19 protein-coding genes are annotated in these 22,991 nt (G+C 65.9%); 6 read left to right on the top strand and 13 right to left on the bottom strand.

Annotated elements, in window-relative coordinates; translation table 11 throughout:
- Positions 1-80: 80 nt before the first annotated feature.
- The 3 genes from ileS to ACQP2D_RS18940 all read right to left on the bottom strand — a co-directional run bounded on the left by ileS (position 81) and on the right by ACQP2D_RS18940 (position 5,409).
- Positions 81-3,227: an isoleucine--tRNA ligase gene (gene ileS, locus ACQP2D_RS18950; RefSeq protein ID WP_433685020.1), complete on the bottom strand. Its 3,147-nt coding sequence runs from the start codon at positions 3,225-3,227 to the stop codon at positions 81-83.
- Between the two features lie 307 nt (positions 3,228-3,534).
- Positions 3,535-4,479: a serine/threonine-protein kinase gene (locus ACQP2D_RS18945; protein ID WP_433685019.1), complete on the bottom strand. Its 945-nt coding sequence runs from the start codon at positions 4,477-4,479 to the stop codon at positions 3,535-3,537.
- Between the two features lie 99 nt (positions 4,480-4,578).
- Positions 4,579-5,409: an alpha/beta fold hydrolase gene (locus ACQP2D_RS18940; protein ID WP_433685018.1), complete on the bottom strand. Its 831-nt coding sequence runs from the start codon at positions 5,407-5,409 to the stop codon at positions 4,579-4,581.
- 300 nt (positions 5,410-5,709) lie between these two features.
- On the opposite strand from ACQP2D_RS18940, the gene ACQP2D_RS18935 reads away from it, so the two are divergent.
- Positions 5,710-6,303: a TetR/AcrR family transcriptional regulator gene (locus ACQP2D_RS18935; RefSeq protein ID WP_433685017.1), complete on the top strand. Its 594-nt coding sequence runs from the start codon at positions 5,710-5,712 to the stop codon at positions 6,301-6,303.
- On the top strand, positions 6,300-7,142 hold the full coding sequence (locus ACQP2D_RS18930) for an alpha/beta fold hydrolase (RefSeq protein WP_433685016.1): 843 nt from the start codon (positions 6,300-6,302) through the stop codon (positions 7,140-7,142). Before ACQP2D_RS18935 ends, ACQP2D_RS18930 begins: the two co-directional genes overlap by 4 nt.
- Positions 7,143-7,305: 163 nt before the next feature.
- Here ACQP2D_RS18930 and ACQP2D_RS18925 read toward each other — a convergent pair whose 3' ends face one another.
- From ACQP2D_RS18925 to ACQP2D_RS18910, 4 genes are all read right to left on the bottom strand, one after another.
- Positions 7,306-8,514 carry a DUF418 domain-containing protein gene (locus tag ACQP2D_RS18925; RefSeq protein WP_433685015.1) on the bottom strand — a complete coding sequence of 403 codons (1,209 nt, stop codon included), beginning with the start codon at positions 8,512-8,514 and terminating at the stop codon, positions 7,306-7,308.
- 101 nt (positions 8,515-8,615) lie between these two features.
- Positions 8,616-9,389 carry a hypothetical protein gene (locus ACQP2D_RS18920; RefSeq protein WP_433685014.1) on the bottom strand — a complete coding sequence of 258 codons (774 nt, stop codon included), beginning with the start codon at positions 9,387-9,389 and terminating at the stop codon, positions 8,616-8,618.
- Between the two features lie 228 nt (positions 9,390-9,617).
- The gene (locus ACQP2D_RS18915) at positions 9,618-11,024 is read right to left on the bottom strand and encodes a three-helix bundle dimerization domain-containing protein (RefSeq protein ID WP_433685013.1); all 1,407 of its coding nucleotides are present in this window, start codon (positions 11,022-11,024) and stop codon (positions 9,618-9,620) included.
- Between the two features lie 393 nt (positions 11,025-11,417).
- Positions 11,418-12,419 (bottom strand): zinc-binding dehydrogenase, encoded by a 1,002-nt coding sequence (locus ACQP2D_RS18910; protein WP_433685012.1) that lies wholly within the window; start codon positions 12,417-12,419, stop codon positions 11,418-11,420.
- A 177-nt stretch (positions 12,420-12,596) separates the two neighbouring features.
- On the opposite strand from ACQP2D_RS18910, the gene ACQP2D_RS18905 reads away from it, so the two are divergent.
- A complete protein-coding gene (locus ACQP2D_RS18905; protein ID WP_433685011.1) occupies positions 12,597-13,280 on the top strand; it encodes an AraC family transcriptional regulator in 684 nt (227 codons plus the stop codon).
- 387 nt (positions 13,281-13,667) lie between these two features.
- Here ACQP2D_RS18905 and ACQP2D_RS18900 read toward each other — a convergent pair whose 3' ends face one another.
- From ACQP2D_RS18900 to ACQP2D_RS18890, 3 genes are all read right to left on the bottom strand, one after another.
- Complete coding sequence (locus tag ACQP2D_RS18900; RefSeq protein ID WP_433685009.1) at positions 13,668-15,086, bottom strand: S8 family serine peptidase; 1,419 nt, start codon at positions 15,084-15,086, stop codon at positions 13,668-13,670.
- 62 nt (positions 15,087-15,148) lie between these two features.
- Positions 15,149-15,745 (bottom strand): DUF308 domain-containing protein, encoded by a 597-nt coding sequence (locus tag ACQP2D_RS18895; RefSeq protein ID WP_433685008.1) that lies wholly within the window; start codon positions 15,743-15,745, stop codon positions 15,149-15,151.
- 88 nt (positions 15,746-15,833) lie between these two features.
- The gene (locus ACQP2D_RS18890; protein WP_433685007.1) at positions 15,834-16,469 is read right to left on the bottom strand and encodes a maltokinase N-terminal cap-like domain-containing protein; all 636 of its coding nucleotides are present in this window, start codon (positions 16,467-16,469) and stop codon (positions 15,834-15,836) included.
- A gap of 59 nt (positions 16,470-16,528) precedes the next feature.
- Here ACQP2D_RS18890 and ACQP2D_RS18885 point away from each other — a divergent pair, with 59 nt between their 5' ends.
- A complete protein-coding gene (locus ACQP2D_RS18885; RefSeq protein WP_433685006.1) occupies positions 16,529-17,623 on the top strand; it encodes a fatty acid desaturase family protein in 1,095 nt (364 codons plus the stop codon).
- A gap of 238 nt (positions 17,624-17,861) precedes the next feature.
- Here the strand turns inward: ACQP2D_RS18885 and ACQP2D_RS18880 are convergent, their stop codons facing one another.
- From ACQP2D_RS18880 to ACQP2D_RS18870, 3 genes are all read right to left on the bottom strand, one after another.
- A complete protein-coding gene (locus ACQP2D_RS18880) occupies positions 17,862-18,311 on the bottom strand; it encodes a hypothetical protein (RefSeq protein ID WP_433685005.1) in 450 nt (149 codons plus the stop codon).
- Positions 18,312-18,422: 111 nt separating this feature from the next.
- Positions 18,423-18,665, bottom strand: coding sequence for a hypothetical protein (locus ACQP2D_RS18875; RefSeq protein ID WP_433685004.1), 243 nt, complete (start codon positions 18,663-18,665; stop codon positions 18,423-18,425).
- A gap of 362 nt (positions 18,666-19,027) precedes the next feature.
- Positions 19,028-19,978, bottom strand: a complete 951-nt coding sequence (locus tag ACQP2D_RS18870; protein ID WP_433685003.1) for a hypothetical protein — start codon at positions 19,976-19,978, stop codon at positions 19,028-19,030.
- A 699-nt stretch (positions 19,979-20,677) separates the two neighbouring features.
- On the opposite strand from ACQP2D_RS18870, the gene ACQP2D_RS18865 reads away from it, so the two are divergent.
- Both ACQP2D_RS18865 and ACQP2D_RS18860 read left to right on the top strand, forming a co-directional pair.
- On the top strand, positions 20,678-22,192 hold the full coding sequence (locus tag ACQP2D_RS18865; RefSeq protein ID WP_433685001.1) for a carboxylesterase/lipase family protein: 1,515 nt from the start codon (positions 20,678-20,680) through the stop codon (positions 22,190-22,192).
- Positions 22,193-22,582: 390 nt separating this feature from the next.
- Positions 22,583-22,990 carry a YciI family protein gene (locus ACQP2D_RS18860; protein WP_433685698.1) on the top strand — a complete coding sequence of 136 codons (408 nt, stop codon included), beginning with the start codon at positions 22,583-22,585 and terminating at the stop codon, positions 22,988-22,990.
- The last annotated feature ends 1 nt before the right edge of the window (position 22,991 follow it).

Raw genomic sequence — 22,991 nt, 5'->3', positions numbered from 1 at the left:
CACCGCCGGACCCTTCGTGGGTCCGGCGGTGTTCTGAGACGTCTTCGGCCGGTGCTCTCACGCTGTGCCGCGAGCGAAGCTCAGCTCGTTCGGGTGAGGTGAACGGTGAGTTCGGCCGAGCCCGCGGTGCCGTGGTAACCGTCGGTGAGGTCGGTGACCAGGGTGATGTCGTTGGCGAGTGTTTCTCGGCCGATGAACTCCCGGTGTTGCTTCACCGCGTCCAATACGTCGCCGGGGGCCGCGATGGTCAGTGTGATTCGGTCGGAGATGTCCAGACCGGCGTCGCGGCGGGCTTGTTGGGCGACGCGGATGACATCGCGGGCGATTCCCTCGACGGCGAGTTCGGGGGTGATGTGGGTGTCGAGGGCAATGGTGGTTCCGCGCTGGGTTTCCACGATCCAGCCGCTGCGCGGGGTTTCGGTGATCGATACGTCCGCACCGGTGATCTCGAGTGGTTCGCCGTTGTGATCGATGGTGGCTGTGCCGTGTTCGCGTAGCTGCGCGACAAGGTTCGAGGCGTCGGCGGCTCGGATGGCGGCGGCGACGGCGGGGGTTTGTTTGCCGAGGCGTTGGCCGAGGGCACGGAAGTTCGGCTTCACCGCGACATCGGTCAGGGAACCGGTCGTATCGAGGGCGTCGATCGTCTTGACGTTCAGTTCATCGGCGATGACTTCGATCAACTCCGGCGGGAGCTGGATGTGTGGCGGCAGGCCGAGAAATGCTCGAGCCAATGGTTGGCGGATGCGGATGCCGCTGGTTTTGCGGGCGGCGCGTCCGCCCTCGACGGCGGCGTGAGCGAGCGCGACCTGTTCGGACAGGGTGGCGTCGACCAGCGTGGTGTCGGCGGTCGGCCAGTCGCTGAGGTGTACGGATTCGACCGCGCCGGGGTTGCCGGGGCGGATGACGGTTTGCCAGATCTCCTCGGTGATGAACGGCATGATCGGCGCCAGCAGCCGGGTCAGCACGTCCAGGCATTCGTAGAGGGTCGACAGTGCATCCTGTGCGCCGTCCCAGAAGCGGGAGCGGCTGCGGCGCACATACCAGTTGGACAGATCGTCGATGAATCCGGCCAGCAGCCGACCCGCGCCAGCAGTGTCGTAGCCGTCGAGTTTTTCGTCGACCGCGCTGGTGAGAGTGTGCAGTTCGCCGAGGATCCAACGGTCGAGGATGGCGCGATCGTTTGTCGGGCGGGCGGTTTCGGGTCGCCAGTCGGTGTGGCTGGCGTAGAGAGTGAAGAAGGCCGCGGTGTTCCAATAGGTCAGCAGCACGCGCCGGATGATGTCCTCCAGCGGGCCGGCGCCGACACGGCGTGGTGACCACGGCGAGCCGGAGCAGGCCATGAACCAGCGCAGCGCGTCGGCGCCGTGGGTGTCCATCAGCGGGATCGGGGCGAGGATATTGCCCAGGTGCTTGCTCATCTTGCGGCCGTCTTCGGCCATGATGTGCCCCAGGCACACCACATTTTCGTATGGGGAGCGGTCGAAGACCAGGGTGCCGATGGCCATGAGGGTGTAGAACCAGCCGCGGGTCTGGTCGATCGCCTCGCAGATATACTGCGCGGGAAAGCGTTTCGCGAACGCTTCGGCACTGCCGGGAGCGTACGGGTAGCCGAGGGAGGCGAATGGCATCGCGCCGGAGTCGTACCAGGCGTCGATCACTTCCGGTACCCGCGTCGCGGTCCGGCCGCAGTCGGGACAGGGGAAGGTGACGGCATCGATGTAGGGCCGGTGCGGATCCAGATCCGACAGATCACGTCCAGCGAGCTGCCCGAGTTCGGCGCGGGATCCGATCGCGGTGATATGCCCGGAGTCGCAGCGCCACAACGGCAGTGGGGTTCCCCAATAGCGGGAGCGCGACAGGGCCCAGTCGATATTGTTGGCCAGCCAGTCGCCGAAACGCCCATCCTTGATGTGGTCGGGGAACCAGGTGGTGTGTTCGTTCTCCCGTTGCATCGCGGTCCGAACGCTGGTGGTGCGGATGTACCACGACGGCTGTGCGTAATACATCAGCGGCGTGTGGCACCGCCAGCAGTGCGGGTAGGAGTGCTCGTACTGCTGGAAGTCGAGGAGCAGCCCGCGCGCGGTGAGGTCGTCGGCGAGCACCTGGTCGGCGGCTTTGAAGAACAGCCCTCCGACCAGCGCGACGGTGTCGAGGAATTTCCCGTCGGGGGCGATCGGGTTGACCACCGGCAGATCGTTGGCCCGGCACACCGCCAGGTCGTCGGCGCCGAACGCGGGAGCCTGGTGTACCAGCCCGGTGCCGTCGGTGGTGGTCACGTAGTCGGCCACCACCACCCGGTGCGCGTTCGGGATCTCGACCAGATCGAACGGCCGCCGATAGCACAGCCCGGCCAACTCCCGGCCGGTGAACCGGGCCAGCGGCTCGGCGTGGTCCCCGAGCACCGCCGCCAACAGCGATTCGGCCACCACGAACAAACCGGCGGGGGTACGGGCCAGCACATAGGTGACGTCCGGGTGCACGGCGACGGCGGTGTTGGCGACCAGCGTCCACGGGGTCGTGGTCCAGATCAGTAGGTGCACATCGTCATATCCGGACAGCGGTTCGGTCAGCGGGAACCGCACGTACACCGAGGGGTCGGTGACGGTCTCGTAGCCCTGGGCGACCTCGTGATCCGATAGCGCCGTACCGCAACGCGGACAATACGGAGTCACCCGGAAGTCCTCGACCAGTCGGCCGTCACCGTGGATCTTCTGCAGCGACCACCACACGCTGTCCACGTACTCCGGGGACATGGTCGTATAGGGGTGGTCCAGGTCGATCCAGTACCCCATCCGGCGGGTGAGCTGCTCGAATTCATCGACGTGGCGCAGCACCGATTCCCGGCAGCGCGCATTGAACACATCGATGCCGATCCTCTCGATATCGGGTTTGCCCGACAGCTCGAGTTCCTTTTCTACGGCCAGCTCGACCGGCAGCCCGTGGCAGTCCCATCCGGCCTGCCGCGGCACCGAATACCCCTTCATCGTGCGATACCGCGGGAAGATGTCCTTGAAGACCCGGGCTTCGACATGATGGGTGCCCGGGGAGCCGTTCGCCGTGGGCGGGCCCTCGTAGAAGACCCAGCCAGCTGCGTCTCGGGTGCGTTCGGTGCTGCGGCGGAACACATCTTCGGCGCGCCACCAGTCGATGATCCTGGCATCGACCTGCGGCAGGTCCACCCGCGTCGGCAACACGGCAAACGGCGACGCCACAGCCTCGTCTGTCATCGAATCAGATCCCTCGCCTCGTCAACCCGCATGAGAACAGCCTGCTCATGCGGGGACGAAATACCCTGGCGCCAGGGAACTCCGCGGTACCACCCCGCTTGCACCAGTCGATACGGTGCCACTTCGTTCGCCGCTGTGACGTGCGGCCGACGTCCGGTTCTACTGGAGGTGGACCCCGTTCTTCCGGAAGCTCCCCGGTGATGGCCGGATCAATGCTGCTGCCGCGACTGTAACAAGCGTTGTCGGCCGCGCGCGAGATCTTTTCGGGCCCACGACCTTCGAACAGGTCGGCGCGCACGATATTCGCCTATCGCGGACCGGATTTCGCAGGTTCCCTTCGCCTGAATCTGGCGCTCAGCTGCGATCGGTTGAATGCCGTATTGAGGCGGTCCAGCAAGGGGGTGGGCGGATCGATGCCCTGTAGCGCCTCGGTGAGCAATCGGATCGGTTCGGTGCACGAGGTGTAGCGGGCGCCGGGGTCTTTGTCGAGCGACCGGTGCAGGATCGCGTCGACCTCGGGCGGGATCCAGTGTTGGCGCGCGGAGATTTCGGGCGGCGGGTCGTGCAGTTGGGCCTCGGCGGTGGCCATGAGGTTCCCGCGGGGGAACGGCGGGCGGCCGGTGAGCAGTTCGATGGCCGAGCAGGCCAGTGCGTACTGGTCCGTCGCTGGGCACACCGCGCCCGCCCGCAGCAGTTCCGGCGCGGCGAACGGCACCGAGACGACGACGAAACCATTGGTGGCCAGCGGTGGTTCGGGCCGGTGCAGCCAGCGGGCCTGATCGAAGTCCGAAAGTTTCACCGTCGCGGCCGCATCCGCGCCGACCAACACATTCGCCGGTTTGACGTCGAGATGGACCACATCGTTGGCGTGCACGAAATCCAGTCCGGCCGCGACATCGGTCAGCATGTGCAGCACCCACGGCAGATCCGGGCGTCGATGTGGCATCCGTACCAATGTCGACCCGGTCGAGCCCGCCACGTACTCGTGCGCCGACCACAGCCTGCCGTCGGTCTCGCCGTGGGTGTACATCCGCACGATATTGGGGTGCCGCAGTACCGACAGAATGTCGAACTCGTGCACGAATCGCGCACGCGCCTCGGGCGACCGGCTGTCCTCCGGCCCCAGAATCTTCAGTGATACCGGCCGCGACCGTTCCAGATCCTCGGCCAGATACACATCGCTGCTGCCGCCATGACCGAGCCGGGCCTTCACAACAAATCCAGCAAACTGGTCATTCGGCTCGAGTACCACGGCCTCACCATAGTTCGCCGACATCCGGCATCGAGGGCGCAACCCTCCGCTGCTGGGAAGAGATACTCCGCTGGTGAGTGCACCCGATGCGGTGCCGGCCTACGAGGTCGCCGCGAGCACCTCACGCAGTCGAGTGGCGAACGCGACTGGATCCTCGACGAATCCGGTGTGGCCGCCCGGGAATATGGTCGGCGTGACGCCGATGGCCGTGCCGAGGGCTCGGGAGGCGCGGTCACAGAGCTGATCGGTCGAATCGGCGCCGATGCCGATGATGACGCGCGCCGGAATCGATTGCAGCACATCACTGTTCGGCTCCCAGGTGATGGTGCCGCGGAGCTCATGGTCGAACCAGTAGCGCTCGCTGGCGAGTTGTCGTGGCTCGCGCTCGCCGCCGAACATCTGCTGCAGCACTGGTTCCGGCATGTGGATATTGGCGTTGGCCATGAACTTGCGCCATGCGCCGACCACATCGCCGGTGCGGTAGGTGGCGATCAGGTCTTCGGTGTTGGCGCGCACTCGATCGCGGTCGTCGAGCAATTCGCCGAGCGGAGGTTCGTGGGCGATCACGGTGGTGACCAGGTCGGGCTGGGATTCGGCCAGGGCCAGCGCACTCACGGCGCCGCCGCTGGATCCGAAGACCACCGCCGGACCGATGCCGAGGTGGGCGATGAGCCGGGCGAGGTCGTCGGCGCGCAGCTGCGGGGTCGAGTCCTGCTCCGGATCGTCTAGCGCACTGCCCTGATGCCCGCGCGGGTCGGTGGTGAGTACGGTGCGGTCCGTGGCGAGCAGTTCGGCCAGCGGAGCGAAGGCCGCCGCGTCCATCGGTGCGCCGACCAGCACGACCAGCGGTCCCTTACCGCGCACCTCGTAATGCAGCTGCGCGCCGGGCACGTCGAGGGTGTGTGCGGCGGCGGTCGAAATCGGGGTCATCAAGATCTCCTCGAGCAGTAGTCGTGGTTGTTCGTGAATATCGACCGCCCCACCGCCCCGAACTAATCGGTCGCCCACCAACTTTCTTGCGCAACCGTCCTGCCGCTACTCCCCTGCGCTGCACCCCGACTCCGGCGGAACGTCGCACGGCACCTGCGACGCCACGCTGCACCCCGGCTCCGAAGCGCTGCATCCGATTTCCCCGGCTCGAGTTGAGCGGGGTCGCCGCATACCTTGATGATTGCTAAAGCTAGGACTCTTAGGATATAACCTAAGTACCTTAGGTTTGAGAGGAGGGGCATGTCACCGCGTGCCGGACTCACTGCCGAGCGGATCACGCAGGCAGCGGCCGAATTGGCCGACGAACTCGGGTTCGACAACATCACCGTGGCGGCGCTGGCCAGGAAATTCGGCGTGAAGGACGCCAGCCTCTACTCCCACATCAGGAATCTCGAGGATTTGCGCAATCGGGTGGCCATGCTGGCCGCGGACGAGAAGACCGGCCGTATCGCCGCGGCGGTGGCCGGACGCGCCGGACGTGACGCGCTCGCCGCGTTCGCCGACGAGTGGCGCGGTTACGCATTGGCGCATCCGGGTCGCTATGCCGCCACGCAGCTGCCGATGGATCCCAGCGTCGCCGCCGGATGGGCCGGTGGGCGGCGCGCGATCGATCTGACCTATGGGATGCTGCGCGCCTATGGTCTCGGCGAACCCGATATCACCGACGCGGTTCGCCTGTTGCGCAGCACATTTCACGGATTCGCCACCCTGGAGACGAGTGGCGGCTTCGGCCACTCCCGGCCGACCACCGCGTCCTGGGACCGCATTATCGACGCTTTGCACATCACTCTGACCCATTGGCCGTCGACCGACGAGAAAGCGAAAACCCAGTGAGAACAGAAACATTGGCCGTGCCGGGTGCCACCCTGTATTACGAGGTGCGCGGGAGCGGCCCCGTGCTGCTCCTGCTGCCCGGCAGCGGCGGCGATGCCGGAATCTTCGATCTGATCGCCGATACCCTCGCCGAGCACTTCACCGTCGTCGCCGCCGATCCGCGCGGTTACTCCCGCAGCGTCCTGGACGATCCCGAACCGGTGGACCAGCGGATGGAGGTATTCAGCGACGATGCCCACCGGCTGCTCGAACACCTCACGCCCGCAGGCGAATACGCCTGTGTCGTCGGCATCAGCGGCGGCGCGGTCGTCGCACTGGACCTGCTCGCCCGCCATCCCGAACGACTGCGGCTGGTCGTCGCTCATGAGCCGCCGTGCTTCGCGATCCTGCCCGATGCGGACGTGCACCGGGCGATGGTCGAGGAGGTGATCGAACTGTTCAACGAGCAGGGCCCTGCCGCGGCCGGCGCGCGCTTCATGCAGGCCGTCGGCGTCCGGTCCAAGCCGCTGCCCGATCCCGCGGAGGTCCCGGCCCGCACCGCCGAAATGCTCGGCCGCCTCATGGCCAACACTGCCGTGATGTTCGCCCACGAACTGCGCCCGGTCACCGGCTACCGCCCCGATACGGTCGCACTCGCCGCCGTCCGGGATCGGCTCGTACTGGCCGCGGGACGCGAAACCCGTGGCCAACTCCCGTACCGCACCGCCGAAACCATCGCGAGCGAGTTAGAGCACCCGCTTGTCGAATTTCCGGGCGGCCACAGCGGAGTCCGCGAAACCCCAACCGAATTCGCCCGCACTCTGCTCGAAACGCTGACGGCCACCGCCGCCGAACGCTGATCCCGTCTGCACCATCGATACCGGTCGTGTGCGGAGCGGACGCTCGACGTGATCGGTGGTACGACAACAGTATTGGAGAGCTGGCCCGAGCCAGGGTCGACGCTGCGCTGAGCGAGCACCTTTCGTCCACATGCGGAATGTGCGCGCTCAGCGCAATGACCACTCAGTCCCGCTGCACCGAAACAGATTCCGACCGACGCCAGCCCGGAACCGATAAGTACGTCGCGGCCCGCAAAACCCACTCCACCGGCCCATAGGCATGCCCGCGCAACCATCGGCCGCTGAGCACGATCTGCACCGCATAGGTCACCAGAGCAATCCCGATGACGCCCGCCGGTGGCACATCGTCGGCCAGCGCGAACCCGTAGCCGGTGTAGATCACCATCAACACCACCGACTGCAGGATGTAGTTCGTGGCCGCCATCCGCCCGGCCGGGGCGAGTAGCGCGAGATACCTTGCGGTGCGGGCCGATTCGGTCAGCATGACGATCCCGGCGATATACGCGAAGGTCATCAACGGGTTCACCAATTCCTGGATCCCGGCCCAGTACGACGGCGAATCGAGCCGATCCATCACATTCGCGAAGGTCACCGCCGAGACCGGCAGCCCAACCGCCAGCCCGCCCACCAACACCCGAGGCGCCCAGCGGCGCAATACCTCCCGATCGGTGAACAACTTGCGCTTACCCGCCGCCATTCCGATCAGGAACAACCCGAGCGCCGGAACGCCCTGGGTGAACCAGATCAGGACCATCCATCCCGGCGCCTGCGACAACTGCATCGCGAAGGTGTCACCGAAGCTGCCGGTATACCCCTCGCGCAACGCCACCACGTCGAGCACATCGGCGAGCGCTACGACACCCCCGGAATTCGGCAGAAACGCCCACACCGACCACACTCCGTACAGCACCGCCCCGCTGATCACCGCGGTCCGCGGCTCCACCCACCGCAGCAGAATCAAGATCAGGCACAGGAACCCGTACAGGGTCAGAATGTCGCCGATCCACAGCAGAAAGACATGCGCCAGCCCGATCGCCATCAGTGCGCCACATCGCCGCAGCAATCGCGAATTCGCCGACACACCGGCCCGCTGCGCCGCCGCGATCTGCAGGGTGAACGAATAACCGAACAGGAATGCGAACAGCAGATAGAACCGGCCGCCGAACAGCGCCTCCACCACCGCGTTCACCACATGGTCGGCCGTGCCGTCGAAGCCGAGTCGCGGATCGTCGTCGGTACCGGCGAACGACCAGATCAGTGTGGCGACATTGACATTCACGATGAGGATCCCGAACAGCGCGAATCCCCGCAGAATGTCGACTTCGGGGATCCGTCGACCGGACGCCGGGGCGGACAGCACCGATTCGGACATGATCCGAAGGTAAGCGGCCGCACCGAACCGGTCGTCCTCCCATCGGCCGATTCCCACCCTGATTCGATTCACCCCGGACCGCTACCTCTGGCGTATTGACATCACGCCAGGTCGGCGACTTCCAGATGGATCTGCCGCTCGATGGCGATCTCGACGAGGAAGCCGCGCTCCCCACCCGCAGAGGTCGTCGTGTGGAATGCCGCCACCGCTATCTCCCCGACCCGCAACCGCTGGCCGGCGAAATCGCGCTGCCCCAGAATGATCGGCTGTGCCCGCTCGAACTCCAGCTCGCCGACATCATCGGGCAGCGGGTGGCCGAGCAGGTCGGTGACGGTGCCGGGGATCAGCCGGGCCGCGACGATCTGATCGAAACTCGGGCGTCGCACGATCCGATGCGCCAGATACATCTTGCCCGGCCGCCCGAAGCATAGATGCGTCAGCAGCTCGGCCTTGCGCAATCGATGCACATCGAGCTGGGCGAAGGATACGACGTTGCGCACCGTGACATCGATATCGCGCGCGATCACGGCGCCGCCGCGATCCAAATGGCCACGAATCAGATTGCCCCGGAACGCAGTTCGCGGATGTCGCGCGCTCGGATCGAGGTCGGCCAGCGACAGCCCCGCCGGAGCGAAGGCGTGACAGCCGACGAATCCTGCGCGTCGATCCGCGCCGAGCGCCCGGCGGCCGCGTTCATCCAGTTCGACATCGAGCAGTACTTGAAAGTCGTACGGCGCGAAAAACATCGGCCGATGCGAGAGATAGCAGTCGGTGCCGGTGCCGGTGCCGAACACCACCATCCCGTGTGTACCCACCGTGGGCGCCGACCGGCATGGACCCGCATGCACGGCCGTCTTGGTGAACATCCCACTCATGAGGAGGCTCCTTTCCTCCGTCCCCGACCTCCAGCCTGGCTCGAGCACGCCCCCCTGCCACGAGTGTCCGGCTACTCGAATCCCCCGACCCCCGCTACTCGACCTCCCAGATCCGATATGTCCCCTTCGTTCTCCACGATCCCCCGATGGCCCCGGCTGGGCAATCGGTCATGACCTGGACATATCGGTCGCCGGTACATGCCCTGGCGAAGGGCCTGCGGACCAGGACTAGTTGTAGGTCTTGGTGACGCCGTCGAGCAGGTGCTCGAGGGTGTCGTTGGTGGGGGTGTCGATCATGTCGATCAGGTCGGCCGCCACTGCGACGTGGTTGTCGGCGGTGACCTTGGCGAACTGAGTCGGATCGCTGGTGCGGAAGCCGTGCTCGGCGGCCAAACGCTGCAGGTCCGGGTCGGTGGTGAGCAGGCGGCCGACGCGATCACCGGACGCGTTCAGCGGCACCAGGGTGTGCTGGGAGAGCACGGTCGGAGACGGGTAGGTCAGCACCATGCCGGGCTTGATCTGCCCACGCACGGTCGCCTCGACGAACTGCGCCTCATAGATCCAGACCATCGGCGTCGGGCCCATGCCCGCCGAGAGGTATTCGCGGAATGGGCCCTCGGTGGAGTTCTCGGTGTACCCCTGCCGCACGAAGAGTCGCGAAACCGTGGGCAGCACGGCCTGTTCGGCGGCCGGGCCCTGCACGATGGTGTTGTCGTTGGCGACGTGGCTGGCAATGGCCAGGTACATGGCCGCGGAGTTCGAGGTGCGCGGATCGGTGGTGGAAACCAGGATGTTCTTGTGCACCGGGTACACGGTGTTGCCGGGAAGCTTGTCCCACTCCATGTCGGTGCGCACGAGCTCGAGATAGCGGGCCATGTCGAAGGTCGGCACCGGCCCCGGACGCAGCACGCCGGCCGCGGTCAGCAGGTCCGCGATCGGCTGGAAGGTCGCGATCGCCATCGGCGAGGAGAACGGCGTGTACTTGGTACTGATATTGCGGGCCCGCTGGATCCGATCGGCGGCCGGCGCACTGGACGGGAAGGCGAAGTCGTATTTCCCGAGGTCGACCGAGGTCGCGATCTGCCGCGACCCCGCCGGATCGACCGCCACCTTGACCCCCTTGCGGGCCAACGCCTCCACTACGCGCGGATCTTCGAAGAACGCCATCTTCTCCGAACCGACCACACCGTGCACCGTGCTCACCCCAGGCGCTGCCGCACCGGCTGCGGCTGGTTCGTCGGGCCGCCGCACGGCGAATCCGACGACGAGTGCGAGGACCAGGACCACAATGGCGGCGGCGAGTGCCAGCAGCCGCTTATCGGCGACGAACTTGCCCGCACCCGAGGCTACGATTGCGCGGATCCCCTGCGCCCGTATCCCCGAATCTCCCTGAACAGCAACAGCTTCCGTCGCGGGCTCGGTGGTTGTTGCGCTTTGGTCTTCCGTGGCCGCCGCCAATTCCCTGCGGGCGATCCGCTCGATGAGAATCGGCACGAATTCCCGCACCGGATGGCCTTCGAACCGCTGCCGTGCCGTGCCCACCACGGTCTCGACCTGCTCGGCCGGGTAGTCGTCGACCAGGCGATCGGTCAACCGCTGGATGGCCTGCTCTTCGCGGACAGTAACGACACCCACCACAGTCTCCTCGGCGTCCCTTCGGTTTTCCGGTCACGACGGCACTCACCCCTACCCGCGCCGCCGAACCCTACCGAAATTTTCCGCAACCCCGACACCGACGCCACCCCCATCGGTGGCGAGCGAATCCCATTTCGACTGCGCCAGTGGGCATCTGCCGCGGACCGGCACCCACCGCCTCTGCGCAGGTCAGCGCGAAATCACCGTGCGATGACCCGCTCGTATCAGGGCGGCCCCGCCCCCGAACCGGTACGAACTCCGGCCCGAACTCGCGCCGAAAGTTCAACGGGCTATTCACCTTTCGCCACCCAGCGTTGTCCGCATGTTTCCACCGCACCCTGGGGCCACCCAGCGGCAGACGCACAAGGCCAGCGTGTGGCGGCGGGCTGTGTGCTAGGGCACCACGACAAGCTTCCCGGTGGATTGGTTGTTCTCCATGTACCGGTGCGCCGCAACGATGTCGTCCAAGCCGAAGACACGGTCGACGTTGGGTCGGTAAACGCCGGTCTCGACCTCGTGGACGACCCGCTGCAACACGGTCCTGCCCGCGCTCCCCTCGAGGTTGTCGCTGTGGAAGGCCGTCAGCTTGGTTCCGGACGGGATCATCGCTATCGGTTCGAAATCTGGGATCAGCCATCCACTGAGCGAGCCCGCCACACACACCGTTCCGCCCCGACGGACCAGGTGCAGCGAGTCCACCGCCGTGCGCGCCCCGACGAGATCCAGCACATAGTCGGGCCCCTCGGGCCAGAGTGTGTGTATGCTCGCCGCCAGCGGTTCACCGGCGTCGATGAGCACGTGGTCGACGCCAGCCGCGGTCAAGGCATCGGACTTGTCTTGTCGCCGAGTGGTGGCAGCGACTTCGATTCCGTAGCTGGACGCGATCGACGCGGCCGCCATCCCCACCGACGAGGTCCCGCCGCGAATCAGCAACCGCCCCCCGGCACCCGGCACGATCCCCAACGCGTCCAGCGAGCCCCGCGCGGTCAAGTACGTCTCAGGTAGTGCGGCCAAGGCGTCCCAGGGCAGCGTGGTACTGACCGGCATCAGCAGCGAGTTCGGCAGTAGCGCATACTCCGCATAACCGCCGTCGAACTCCCGTCCCATCTCCCCCATCACCGCCGCAACGGTCGTCCCGTCCGGCACCGTAGGATCGGTCGAGGCTGCCACGATTCCCACACATTCGATCCCGAGCACACGTGGGAACCGCACATTCGGGGAATGCCCCTGCCGGGTCCTCAGCTCCGATCGGTTCAGGCCCGCGGCCTTGACCTGCACCAGGCTCCAGCCCTCCCGAACCGCGGGCATCGGCACCTCGCGGATCTCCAGCACGTCCGGCCCACCCGCCCGGACACAGACCGCCGCTCGCATTGTCGTCGTGATGTTCTCGCCCATGCGTTCACTGTGGCCGGCAAGCGGTGTGGCCTGCTACCGATAGAATGCCAACTTATGCCCGTTGGCCGCCAACTTCCCCGGCTCGGTGGCACATCCCTGCTATGGCCGTCCGGAGGGGTTCATCTATGGCCGTCGGGAGGAACAAGTTCGGCGCATTCCCATCCACGTGGACATCTGGTGTACGCGGCCCGTGGTGTCCTGTCGGTGCACACCGAACGCGGCACATCGATCGTTCCGGCCAATCGGGTCGCATGGACTCCCGCCGGGTTCATGCACTACCACCGTGCGCACGGCCAGACCGATATGCGGATCGTATTCCTCCCGGCATCCCTGGCCCGGCTCGTACCGGACCATCCTGCCGTGTTCGCGGCCTCCGACCTGGCCCGCGAAATCCTGCTGACCCTCACGGGCCCACGCAACTACGACCGTGCCGCACAGAACCAAGACCGCGCCGCGCTCGCTCGCCTTCGCCGAGTCCTCGTCGACGAACTCCACGAAGCACACGAGCAGCCACTGCAACTGCCGGAACCACACGACGACCGATTGCAGGCCATTGCGCAGTTGCTGTACCAGAACCCCGCGGACAACACGTCATTGGCCGAACTCGGGCTGACGATCGGAGCCAGCGCCCGCACTCTCAGCCGACTGCTCAACAACGAACTCGGCATGACCTTCTATGAGTGGCGCACACAGCTACGCGTCTATCACGCACTCGTCCTTCTCGCCCACGGCCACGACACCACCCACGTCGCCCACGCCTGCGGATGGGCGAACCCCAGCGGCTTCATCGCAGCGTTCACCAACATCATCGGCACCACCCCGGGCCGCTACCGCACCGGTCACCAACCCCGCGCCACCTGATGACCTGGGCAGCACGCCATGGACAACTGCTCACCCACGGTCGGAAGCCGATAGACAGCCCGCGATACCTCTGTATCTGTCGAGCCGCGTCGGTGTGATGGCTGGATTCGGTTGGGTCGCTGCGTCGTTCGTCTCGCGTCATCGTTGGCAAGGACAGATCGGCCAGGCCACGTTTGAAACAGCGCTTCGCCTCTTCCAGGGTCTTGCCTCAACCCCTGAAAACCCGAGCAGCAGCTCTACGTGGCGTTGCCGGCTCGGATCCGCCCGAGCCCAGCGGCGAAGACCTGTGCGCTGCCAGATCGCATCCGTTCAATGCCTGACCAGACCTGCCCGGTCGGTCGGAACAAGGTGCCGCGGCACCGCACGGCCGGTAGGACCCAGCCTGGATCACGGTGCGATCATGGCCTGGATATCGGGTAGATTCCCGATCCGCTGTGTCGCGGGCCGCCCCGGTGCGTCGGTTTGCGGTGAGCCGGTGGCGCGCAGCCGGGCCCGTACTTCGGCCGGGGTCTTGCGACCGGCGCCCGCGTCCGCCAGTCCCTGGTAGCTGGCGACCGAACCGACGACGATCGGGGATGCGCTCGAGGTTCCGCTGAAAGTGTCGGTGTACCAATAGTCTTCGTCGGTGCCGCCCTGCAGATCGCCGTATCCGGTGGTGGTCACCTCCAGGCCCCAGCCCTGTGCGTCGAGGCGGGATCCGTAGTTGGAGAACGCGAGCCGTGAGCGCGCGGGTCCGTTGTCGCGGCCGTGGAATCCCGGTGGCGGAGCACCCGCGCCGACCAGGATCGCGCCGGAATCGGCTGCGCCGCCACGGAACGGGTTGCGCCAGGAGGACGGGAAATCGGCGGGTCGGGTGTCGTAGAGCGCGCTGTCGAGGTCTTCGGCGCCATTGCCCGCGGCCCCGACCACGATGACGCCGCGTCCGATGGCATAGCGGATCGCCGCCCAGTCGTCGGGCCACCATTCGATCGCGATGTATCCCGCTTGGTCCGAACGGTTCTGGTAGTTGTAGCGCGGTCCGGGCCGATGCAGTTCGAGCAGGATGATGTCGCCCGCGCCGAGCGCGTCGGCGGCGGTGCGGATGGCCGCAGCGGAACCCGCGTCGAAGACCGACACCGCGCGGATGGCGGCATCGGCGGCAATGCCGGTAATGCCGAATGTGTTGACGTCACCACTGATCTCACCGGCCACCGCGGTGCCGTGATTGCGCCAGCCCAGATCCGCTGACGGCGCGTTGCCGATCACCCCGCCCTGGTTCGCCAACAGGTCCTCGTGGGTGAACCGCCACGCCCCCTCCACATCCACGATGCGCACGCCCGCGCCGCGACCACCGGGTCGGGTCCACGCCCAGCGCGCGTTCACCCCCTGCGGCGCGGCGTCCAGATATCCCTGCCGGACTTCGTAATTCGGCGTCACCGGCGGTGCGTCCTCGAGTCGCCGAGCCGCGATATCGGCCAGCACCACCGGTGGCGCGGTCGGCGGCTCGGCGGGCGGTTTGATGTAGGCCGCCTCGACCGCGTCATCGGCACGCAGCCGATCCGCGACCGCCTCGAGTTCGGCCGCGACGCCGCGCACCGCGAAGTAGTTCAGGTACTGCGCACCGATCGGCTCCTGATCGGTGTTCGCGATCCGCTGCGGCAGCCGATTGGCGGGCCCGAAGATCCGTAGCGGCGCACCGCCTTCGGGCAGCAACTCGACCAACCGGGATTGCGCGGCGAGACTCTCGCGCACCGCATTCTGGTCGATACCTGCCCGCGCGCCGTGGGTGACAACGATCAGTTCCGAACCACTCGCCGTGGGTGCCATGCCCGACAGTCAACCCGCCAACCGATCTTTGCGCCACCGCACCGATTCGAGTGTGTGCCAACTCAGTTCGGCACTGCCGGAATGGGCGCGGTGTCCTGGAGCGAGATGACCTCGCCCCGACCTCGGGCGACAGTGAGGATTTCCAGTGCGCCGATCACGATCGCGCAGCCACCGGCCGCGATGGCCAGTGCGTCGAACGAATCGAAGGGCACGACGATCACGACCATCCCGACCACCATGGTCAGCAGCCCGAATACCTCGTGCCAGCCACTCTCCGACAATTCGGCGGCCCAGACCGCGACGGTGGCCTGCGCGATGCCGCGGAGGGCCCAGCCGAGGCCGATCCATACCGCGAGCAACACCACCGAATCAGTGCTGCGTAACGTCAGCACGGCCAGGGCGACAGAGGCTGCGCCGCTGAGGAATACGAAGATCCGCAGCGCGGTCGCGAATCGCGAACTCATGGCGATGATGAGCTGTAGCGCGCCGCTCCACAGGAGATAGAGGCCGAACAACAGTTCCGCGGTCGCTTCGGTCTTGTGTGGCCACACGGCGATCAGCGCCCCGAGAATCATCGAGCCGACGCCTGCGACCAACACCGCCTGCCGCACTCCGCCGACAACCGAACCCCCAGGACCCGCACTCTCGTTTTCGGGCATAGCTCCATGGTATGACTCGAGAATGCGGATAGCCGAATGTTTGCTTTCGACTCGCGGAACTTCGATATTTTTACACCGGATTCCCGGCTTATGCCCCTATTGCGAGGATTACGCCGCGAGCGGTGGACCCGTCGCCGAGTTGCCACGGCACGCTTACTCGACCATGGGCCGTGTCAGGGGCGGCGGCAGTGTTCAAGACCTGGCGTAGCACTGCGATCACACCGCCCGACATCGCGATATCGGTCTGTGCACGTCCATCGATGGTCGAGACGAGTTCGCCTGCGGTGTCGGCGAGTTCGCCGACCGTGACGATGACCGACGGGTCCGGAGTGTTGCTCTCGCTCTGCGCCTGCGGCCGCGCTCGCCCGGTCAGTAGCGCGGCAATCTGGGCGGCCGCCACCGGATCCCGGGTTCCGTCATAGATCCAACGCTGGCCGAGCACGCCGTGTGTCGAGGTGCCGATGAGGGCTTCGTCGGCACCGTCGAGTCGCGCGCCACGGTAGGTCAGCGGCAGGTGGTAGGTGCGAGCGTCCGGCCCCGAGCCATCGGTCACCAGCATGAACTCGATGCCGACCGCACCCGCTGGATCGTCGAGCCGGAAGCCACCGGCCTTGGTCAGCTCCGGTGTGCGCCCACTGTCTCGATACCAGGGCCGGGTGGGCAACCAGGCGGTGAGCAGTTCGAGTTTGGTGGGAGACATTGTCGTGCGGTGGATTACAGCCATGGGGCACAGTATCCTTCGGCGACAGCGGATGCTGCTGTCGGCGCGGTTGTCACGTAGATGTGTCATCGATCCGCACGCCCGTTCACTTGGACGTGGTCTGCACGCGGCAGGCTGGTGTCGTGGTAGTTGCGTCTGATGTCGTTCCGGTGCGTGGTAGTGAGTACTCGGTCTTGTTACGTCGGATCCGGGAGGCGGATCTGTTGGACCGGCAGTTGTGGTACTACGGGTGGAAGAGTGCGATCACCGCGGGGGCGTTCGTTGCCGGGTGGGCAGGGTTCTTCGTCATCGGTGATTCGTGGTGGCAGCTGGGTGTCGGGGTGTTCCTGGCCGCGGTGTTTTCGCAGATCGCGTTCCTGGGGCATGACGCCGGGCACAAGCAGATCTTCGCTTCCCGGCGAGCCAACTACCTGTACGGCATGATCGCCGGCAATCTCGGTATCGGGCTCAGTATCGGCTGGTGGACCAGCAATCACAACAGGCACCATGCCCACCCCAACACCGAGGGTGCAGATCCCGACGTGATGGGAATCCTGGCCCATTCCAGCGCACGCGCACGCGCAGGCACGGGCATCCGCCGGCTGATCTTCCGCTGCCAGGCCTGGCTGTTCTTCCCAATGTTGTTGCTCGAAGGCGGCAGCTTGCACTATGCGAGCGTCCGGGCGGTGTTTCGCTGGCCGATCCCGAATCGCGTCTGGGAGGGTGTACTGCTGGCCGCGCACGGTGTCGGGTACCTCTCCACGGTGTTCCTGGTCCTGTCGCCGGGTAAAGCGTTGGCGTTCATCGTTGTTCAGCAGGGTCTGTTCGGGTTGTACATGGGCTGCACGTTCGCCCCCAACCACAAGGGGATGGAAGTTCTGCCCGAAGGCGACAACACCGACTTCCTGCGCAGACAGGTGCTCACCTCACGCAATATCCGCGGCGGCTTTCTCGTCGACACCGTCCTGGGCGGCCTGAACTATCAGATCGAGCACCACCTGTTCCCGTCGATGCCCCGCGCCAACCTGCGGCGAGCCCAGCCGATGGTCGCCCAATTCTGCGCCGAAATCGGTGTGCCCTATTGCGAGACGAGCCTTGTCGAGTCCTACGTCCAAGCGCTGAGCCACCTCAACGACGTCGGCCGCCAGACCTGGACGACACCTCAACCGGTCGAATAGTGCAGAGGGCCCGTAGGCGCCGATTCCGCATCGCACCGCTCACCGCGAACCACCCGCTACACCCCCTTCGGGTACCGACGTACGGGTCGCGATTTCGAGACCGCCGACCAGCATCGCATGGTTCATATGCTGGTCCATTCGGCCTACCAGGGGTTCCGGACTGGTGAAGTCGCATATTCAACTGTCGAGAGTTGTGGGGATGTCCCTGTGGCTTTCGGCGGCAGTGGGCGGCCCAGCGCTAGGCGGTGATCGCGGCGACAGGGTCGTGGAGTTGCGTGATCAGCTCTCGTATGGCCAGGGGCGCCGCAGGTAGGTCGCCTTCGATCCGGAGTTTGCCGCTGGTCGTTGCGAGGTGACGGCGATGTTGGGAGGCCGCGATGGCGTCTGGGTTGCCCGCCCAGACTCGTCGGGAAAGGTCATGGTGCGTGGCGTAATCGGCGACGATTCGGATTGCTGGCTCATCGACGGTGCCGCCACTCACCTCGAGCTTGTTGTCGCGGATGCGGATGAACCAGCTCAGCGTTCCGGCGGGCGTGTTGGCTCGCCCGGGTGGCGGGTTCGTCAGGTCCTCGCAGATGCAGTAGTCGAGTGCATCCAGCTCGTGGCCTTGCAGTAGGTCCGCGATAATGGAGGCGACGGCGTCGAGCCATTCAGGACTCCCGTATTCAAACTTGCTGATGGATGCCATCTTTCGGATGGTTCCACGAATCGATCCTCTGTTCTTGTGATGATCTGTGCAGACTCGGGCGAGGGTTTGCGAAGACGATGTTGGTAGAGACGGGTGAGGTCGTGCATTCCACTATCGCGGGTTCGATGGTCTCCAACCGGTGGGTGACCGGAGCCGGGACGCGGTGACGTAGCGGCTCCATGTGGTCGCCGCCTCGGCGGCGAGTTGCGTTGTGGTGGTGTGGTGGTAGCCGAGTGCTTCGGCGACAACCGCGGCCGGCATCTGCTGGACGTGCTGGCGCATGGCGGATGTTCGAGCCGGGACATTGGAGACGCCCAGCGCTTTGACTAGGCCGCTGAGTGTTTCGGGATGCATTGGCTGTCCGGCGCGTCGACCGGGGAAAAGCCAACGCGAGCCGCGGTTGGTCGCAGTGTTCATGTTGGTGCGGTTGGCGATCCAGGTAAGCAGGATGTTGGCGACCGGTTCCGGGACCGGAGACGGCGAACGTGACGTCATATCCGTTGTTTTCCGCGCGAGTTCTACCGGAACCCCTACCAGAAGCCCAGCTCAGTCTGGGCTTCTGCGTTCCGGTGCTACCTCGCGTCGGCCGATCTTCCAACTAATTCACAACTGAGTGTTCGATGCGCCTGGTCGGTCCCCACTGCTGATCTCCTCTGTGGACAGCTATTTCCGGAGACCGCTGTCGTCATCGAATTCGAAGGATGTATCGCGGTCTGCTATCCCGCAGCCGCATCGGATCCCGAGTCCCTTCGGCTCTCGCGAGATTCGGCGACCATATGGTCCAGCTGACGTTCCGCGCGCTCGGCCCGCGCCAATGTCTGCGCCCGGGCGTCATCGAGTGCGGCCAGCCGTTCGGCTGCTTCGCGGCGTGCCTGCTCGAGCGCCGCCGCCGACTCGGCGCGCACCGCCGCGACCTCCGTACTCGCCCCGCGGCGAACATCGGCGAGTTCGCCGCGAGTCCGATCCAGTTCCGTCCGCACCCGGTTCAACTCCTCACGCGCCTCGGCGACGGCCTGATTGCGTTCGGCGACAGCCTGTTCGGCGCGTTCGATGGCACGCTCGGCGTCGGCGGCGCGCTGCACCGCCAGATCGCGTTCGGCACCGGCCGCGGTGATCTGCTGGGCGGATTCGCGGCGGATCTGCTCGATCTCGGCGGACGCCTTGCGCCGCGCCAATTCCACATCCTCGGTTGCCTGCTGCCGCGCGCGTTCCACATCGTCGGCTGCCTCGCGACGGAGGGTACGAATCTCCGTTTCGGCCGCGCTGCGCGCCGCGAATACGTCGTCGGCGGCCTGTTTGGTTGCCCGCTCGACCTCACGCATCGCATCGGCCCGCGCAGTATCCGCCTGGGCGACCAGGGACTCCGCATGCTCGGCCGCACTCGCCGCATCGTCGGCCGCCGATTCCGCCGCAGCCCTGGCCTCGTCCGCCTCCCGACGCGACTGCTCGGCCGCGACCGTCGCGACCTCCGCCTCGGCGATCCGCCGCGCCGCATCCGCTTGCACGGCCTGTACCTGCGCCTCGGCGATCGATGGATCGGCGAGCGTGGACAGCTCGGCCACCGCCGCGGTCAGCGTATTACCCAATTGATCAGCCAGCCCACGGAATTGGGTGAGCAGCTCATCGGCACGCAACCGAGCCACCGTCACCGGCCCCTGCTGCGTCACAGTGACAGAACTCTGGGGTGCTTCCGATTCCTGTTGCTGCCGTTGCCGTTCCCGCCACGCCCGCCACCGCGTGTGGTCGGGATGGTCGCAGTATTCCGAGGGCCGCCCGGGCCCTCCTCCGCGCGTAATCGGTCGAGCGCACCCCGGGTAGCTACAAACGTTGGACACCGCAGAATCGTAGCGTTGATTTCGTCGATACCAACGTATTCACACGAAACGAAATACGTGTCGTCCCAGGAACTTCCCGTGTTAACCATCTCGTTCTAGCCCCCGATAAGTGAACATTATCGGGGGTCAACTCCCCTGACGCCGTCGCACATTCGCGGCTTTGGTTTCATTTCCGTTTGGTATGCGCAAACGAAACGTATCTCCAACGGAATTCATGAAAAACTGGGTACCCCCGCTCAGTCGAACCGTTCTGACCGATCGGTCAGATTCCCCGGTGATCTGTCGTAGCCGTCATGAGTTCTCCCCGATGTGTCAGGAAGGTGGCGTGCCGACAGTCTGAGCCGGCAAGGGTGTGTCAGTGCTGAATGCTGTTGAGCACCAGCGGGATTCAAGAGCGATGGTGCAGACTGGCGGTTAGAGGTTGTGTTCGTGGCCGCCGGTCGAGCGACGGGCGAGGTAGCCACCCGTGGTCGTCCACGAGATTGATGGGCCACGCAGTAGGTGATCTTCCGAAGGAAAGTGAGCACCCGCGTGAGTGTCGAACCCGAGATCCGCACGACTGCCGGAGTGGTTCGTGGCAGGTGGGAGAACGCCATCGCGGTCTTCCGGGGTATCCCCTACGCCGAGCCACCGTTCGGCTCACGACGCTTCGGGGCTCCCGTTCGGGTCCAGCGGTGGGATGGCATCCGCGACGCGTTGGAGTTCGGTCCACCGGTTCCTCGAGCGAGCAATGTCGGTGCGGCGATGTCGTCGGTGTCCGGCAACGTCGGTGACGGTTCCGAAGACTGTTTGACGCTCAACGTCTGGTCACCCGACCTCGGGGCCGCAGGACTGCCGGTGATGGTGTGGATCCAGGGTGGAACATACCTGGAGAACAACTCCGCCAACCCGGACTGCGACGGTGCGACGCTCGCCGGGTCCGGTGTGGTGGTGGTCAGCATGAACTATCGCGTCGGTGCGGACGGCTTCGGCCGCATCGACGGCGCCCCGGACAACCGAGGCATCCTCGACCAGATCGCCGCGTTGGGATGGGTCCAGGACAATATCGCCGGGTTCGGTGGCGATCCAGCCAATGTCACCGTTTTCGGCGAGTCCGCTGGCGCCGCGTGCATTGCCGCTCTGCTCGTCATGCCGATGGCGGCCGGGCTGTTTCGACGGGCGATCAGTCAGAGCATGCCGGGCACCTACTTCTCCGAACGGCTCGCCACCGCGATCTCCACAACGATCGCCGCGCAACTCGGCGTCCAGGCCACCGTCGACGAGTTGGCCCGTTTTCCACCGCGTGCACTGACCGACGCGACGGACGCGGTGATCCAGAAGATGCCAGAATTCGTCGAATCCTGGGGACCCATGGCGCTCACGCCGACGCCGTTCTCCCCCGTCGTCGACGGCGACGTCCTGCCACGCGCACCATGGCGTGCGCTGGCAGACGGCGCCGCGCGCGACATCGACCTGCTCATCGGCCACACCCGGGACGAATACCGGCTCTACACATCCCGGCCCGGCGGCGAGCCGACCGATGCGCGCATAACCGCAGCATTCGACCACCTCACACCCAGCACAGATGGCAGCAGGCGCTATCGCACCGCCTACCCGGACGCCACACCCGGGCAACGATTCGAGGTTCTCAACTCCGACTGGCTGTTTCGCATGCCCAGCCTGCACCTCGCCGATGCCGCACACGTCGGTGGCGGACCTGTGTGGTTCTATGAACTGGCCTGGAGTTTCAACTCCGAAGAAGGCGCCTCCCACTGCCTGGACTTCCTGCTCGTCTTCGGCACCCTCAGCCCCGAGGACGTGCGCGCCCACCGCTCCGCTCACCCGAACGCCGCGAACGAAATCACCGACGTCGCTCACACTATGCGCACCGATTGGGTGAGCTTCGCGACCACCGGAAAACCCGTCTGGGCACCCTACGATCCACACACGCGAACCACTCGCGTCTACAACACCGAACCAACCACCCAGCCCTACCCCGAGGAACGCTCGCGCCGCATCTGGTCCACACACCGATTCGACACCCTTGACCTAGCTCATGCCGAGTAAGAGTTGCTGGAGGCGGGCGACCTCGCTTCCTTCGGCGAACCGGAGCGCTACGAACACAGCTATCGGCTTTGCTTCGTCCGCGGCCCAGAAGCGTCATCGAGGACTTGGCAGAGCAAACCGGCTGACAAGGTCGTTCCACCGATGCGACGTCAGGTCATGCTGGTCGACCAGACGGTGTCGCAAACCGATCGAGCAACGGCGCGGGCGGGTCTGGCAGACCAGGAACCGCTTCGTGCCTCGGACGCGAAACGGCTCGTCAGGCGTCGAGTGCGCGGCGCCATGGAAGATCGCCGAAGAAATGTCGCGGTGGGATGTCGAGATCCCGAGTGCGGCTCCGTCCCCGAGGTGAACACGACCACAATGGGCCGTACCGCATCCAAGGAGAACATGATGGCCAAGTACCTGCTGCTCAAGCACTACCGTGGCGCCCCGGCATCGGTTAATGACGTGCCGATGGATCAGTGGACGCCGCAGGAGATCTCGGCCCACGTGCAGTACATGCGGGACTTCGCAGATCGGCTCGAGGGCACCGGCGAGTTCGTCGACGAGCAGGCGCTGTCCCCGGAGGGCACCTTCGTCCGCTACGACGGCGAGGGGCGCCCGCCGATCACCGATGGCCCGTTCGCCGAGACCAAAGATCTGATCGCTGGCTGGATGGTGATCGACGTGGACAGCTACGAGCGGGCATTGGAGCTGGCCGGCGAGCTGTCCGCGGCTCCGGGTGCGGGTGGAAAACCGATTCACGAGTGGCTCGAGGTGCGCCCGTTCTTTACCGCGCCTCCGACGGTTACGGAGTGAC

The organism is Nocardia sp. CA-119907 (assembly GCF_050955995.1).
GTDB lineage: Bacteria > Actinomycetota > Actinomycetes > Mycobacteriales > Mycobacteriaceae > Nocardia.
The sequence above is the reverse complement of the archived record's forward strand: the minus strand, read 5'-3'. Positions and strand labels throughout refer to the sequence as shown.

Coding starts and splice junctions, on each gene's coding strand:
- ACQP2D_RS18920 (WP_433685014.1), bottom strand. CDS start 9,389: ATGAGTGGGATGTTCACCAAGACGGCCGTGCATGCGGGTCCATGCCGG.
- ACQP2D_RS18890 (WP_433685007.1), bottom strand. CDS start 16,469: ATGGCTGTAATCCACCGCACGACAATGTCTCCCACCAAACTCGAACTG.
- ACQP2D_RS18875 (WP_433685004.1), bottom strand. CDS start 18,665: ATGCATCCCGAAACACTCAGCGGCCTAGTCAAAGCGCTGGGCGTCTCC.
- ACQP2D_RS18925 (WP_433685015.1), bottom strand. CDS start 8,514: ATGTCCGAATCGGTGCTGTCCGCCCCGGCGTCCGGTCGACGGATCCCC.
- ACQP2D_RS18910 (WP_433685012.1), bottom strand. CDS start 12,419: ATGGGCGAGAACATCACGACGACAATGCGAGCGGCGGTCTGTGTCCGG.
- ACQP2D_RS18895 (WP_433685008.1), bottom strand. CDS start 15,745: ATGCCCGAAAACGAGAGTGCGGGTCCTGGGGGTTCGGTTGTCGGCGGA.
- ACQP2D_RS18900 (WP_433685009.1), bottom strand. CDS start 15,086: ATGGCACCCACGGCGAGTGGTTCGGAACTGATCGTTGTCACCCACGGC.
- ACQP2D_RS18935 (WP_433685017.1), top strand. CDS start 5,710: ATGTCACCGCGTGCCGGACTCACTGCCGAGCGGATCACGCAGGCAGCG.
- ACQP2D_RS18940 (WP_433685018.1), bottom strand. CDS start 5,409: ATGACCCCGATTTCGACCGCCGCCGCACACACCCTCGACGTGCCCGGC.
- ileS (WP_433685020.1), bottom strand. CDS start 3,227: ATGACAGACGAGGCTGTGGCGTCGCCGTTTGCCGTGTTGCCGACGCGG.
- ACQP2D_RS18860 (WP_433685698.1), top strand. CDS start 22,583: ATGGCCAAGTACCTGCTGCTCAAGCACTACCGTGGCGCCCCGGCATCG.
- ACQP2D_RS18880 (WP_433685005.1), bottom strand. CDS start 18,311: ATGGCATCCATCAGCAAGTTTGAATACGGGAGTCCTGAATGGCTCGAC.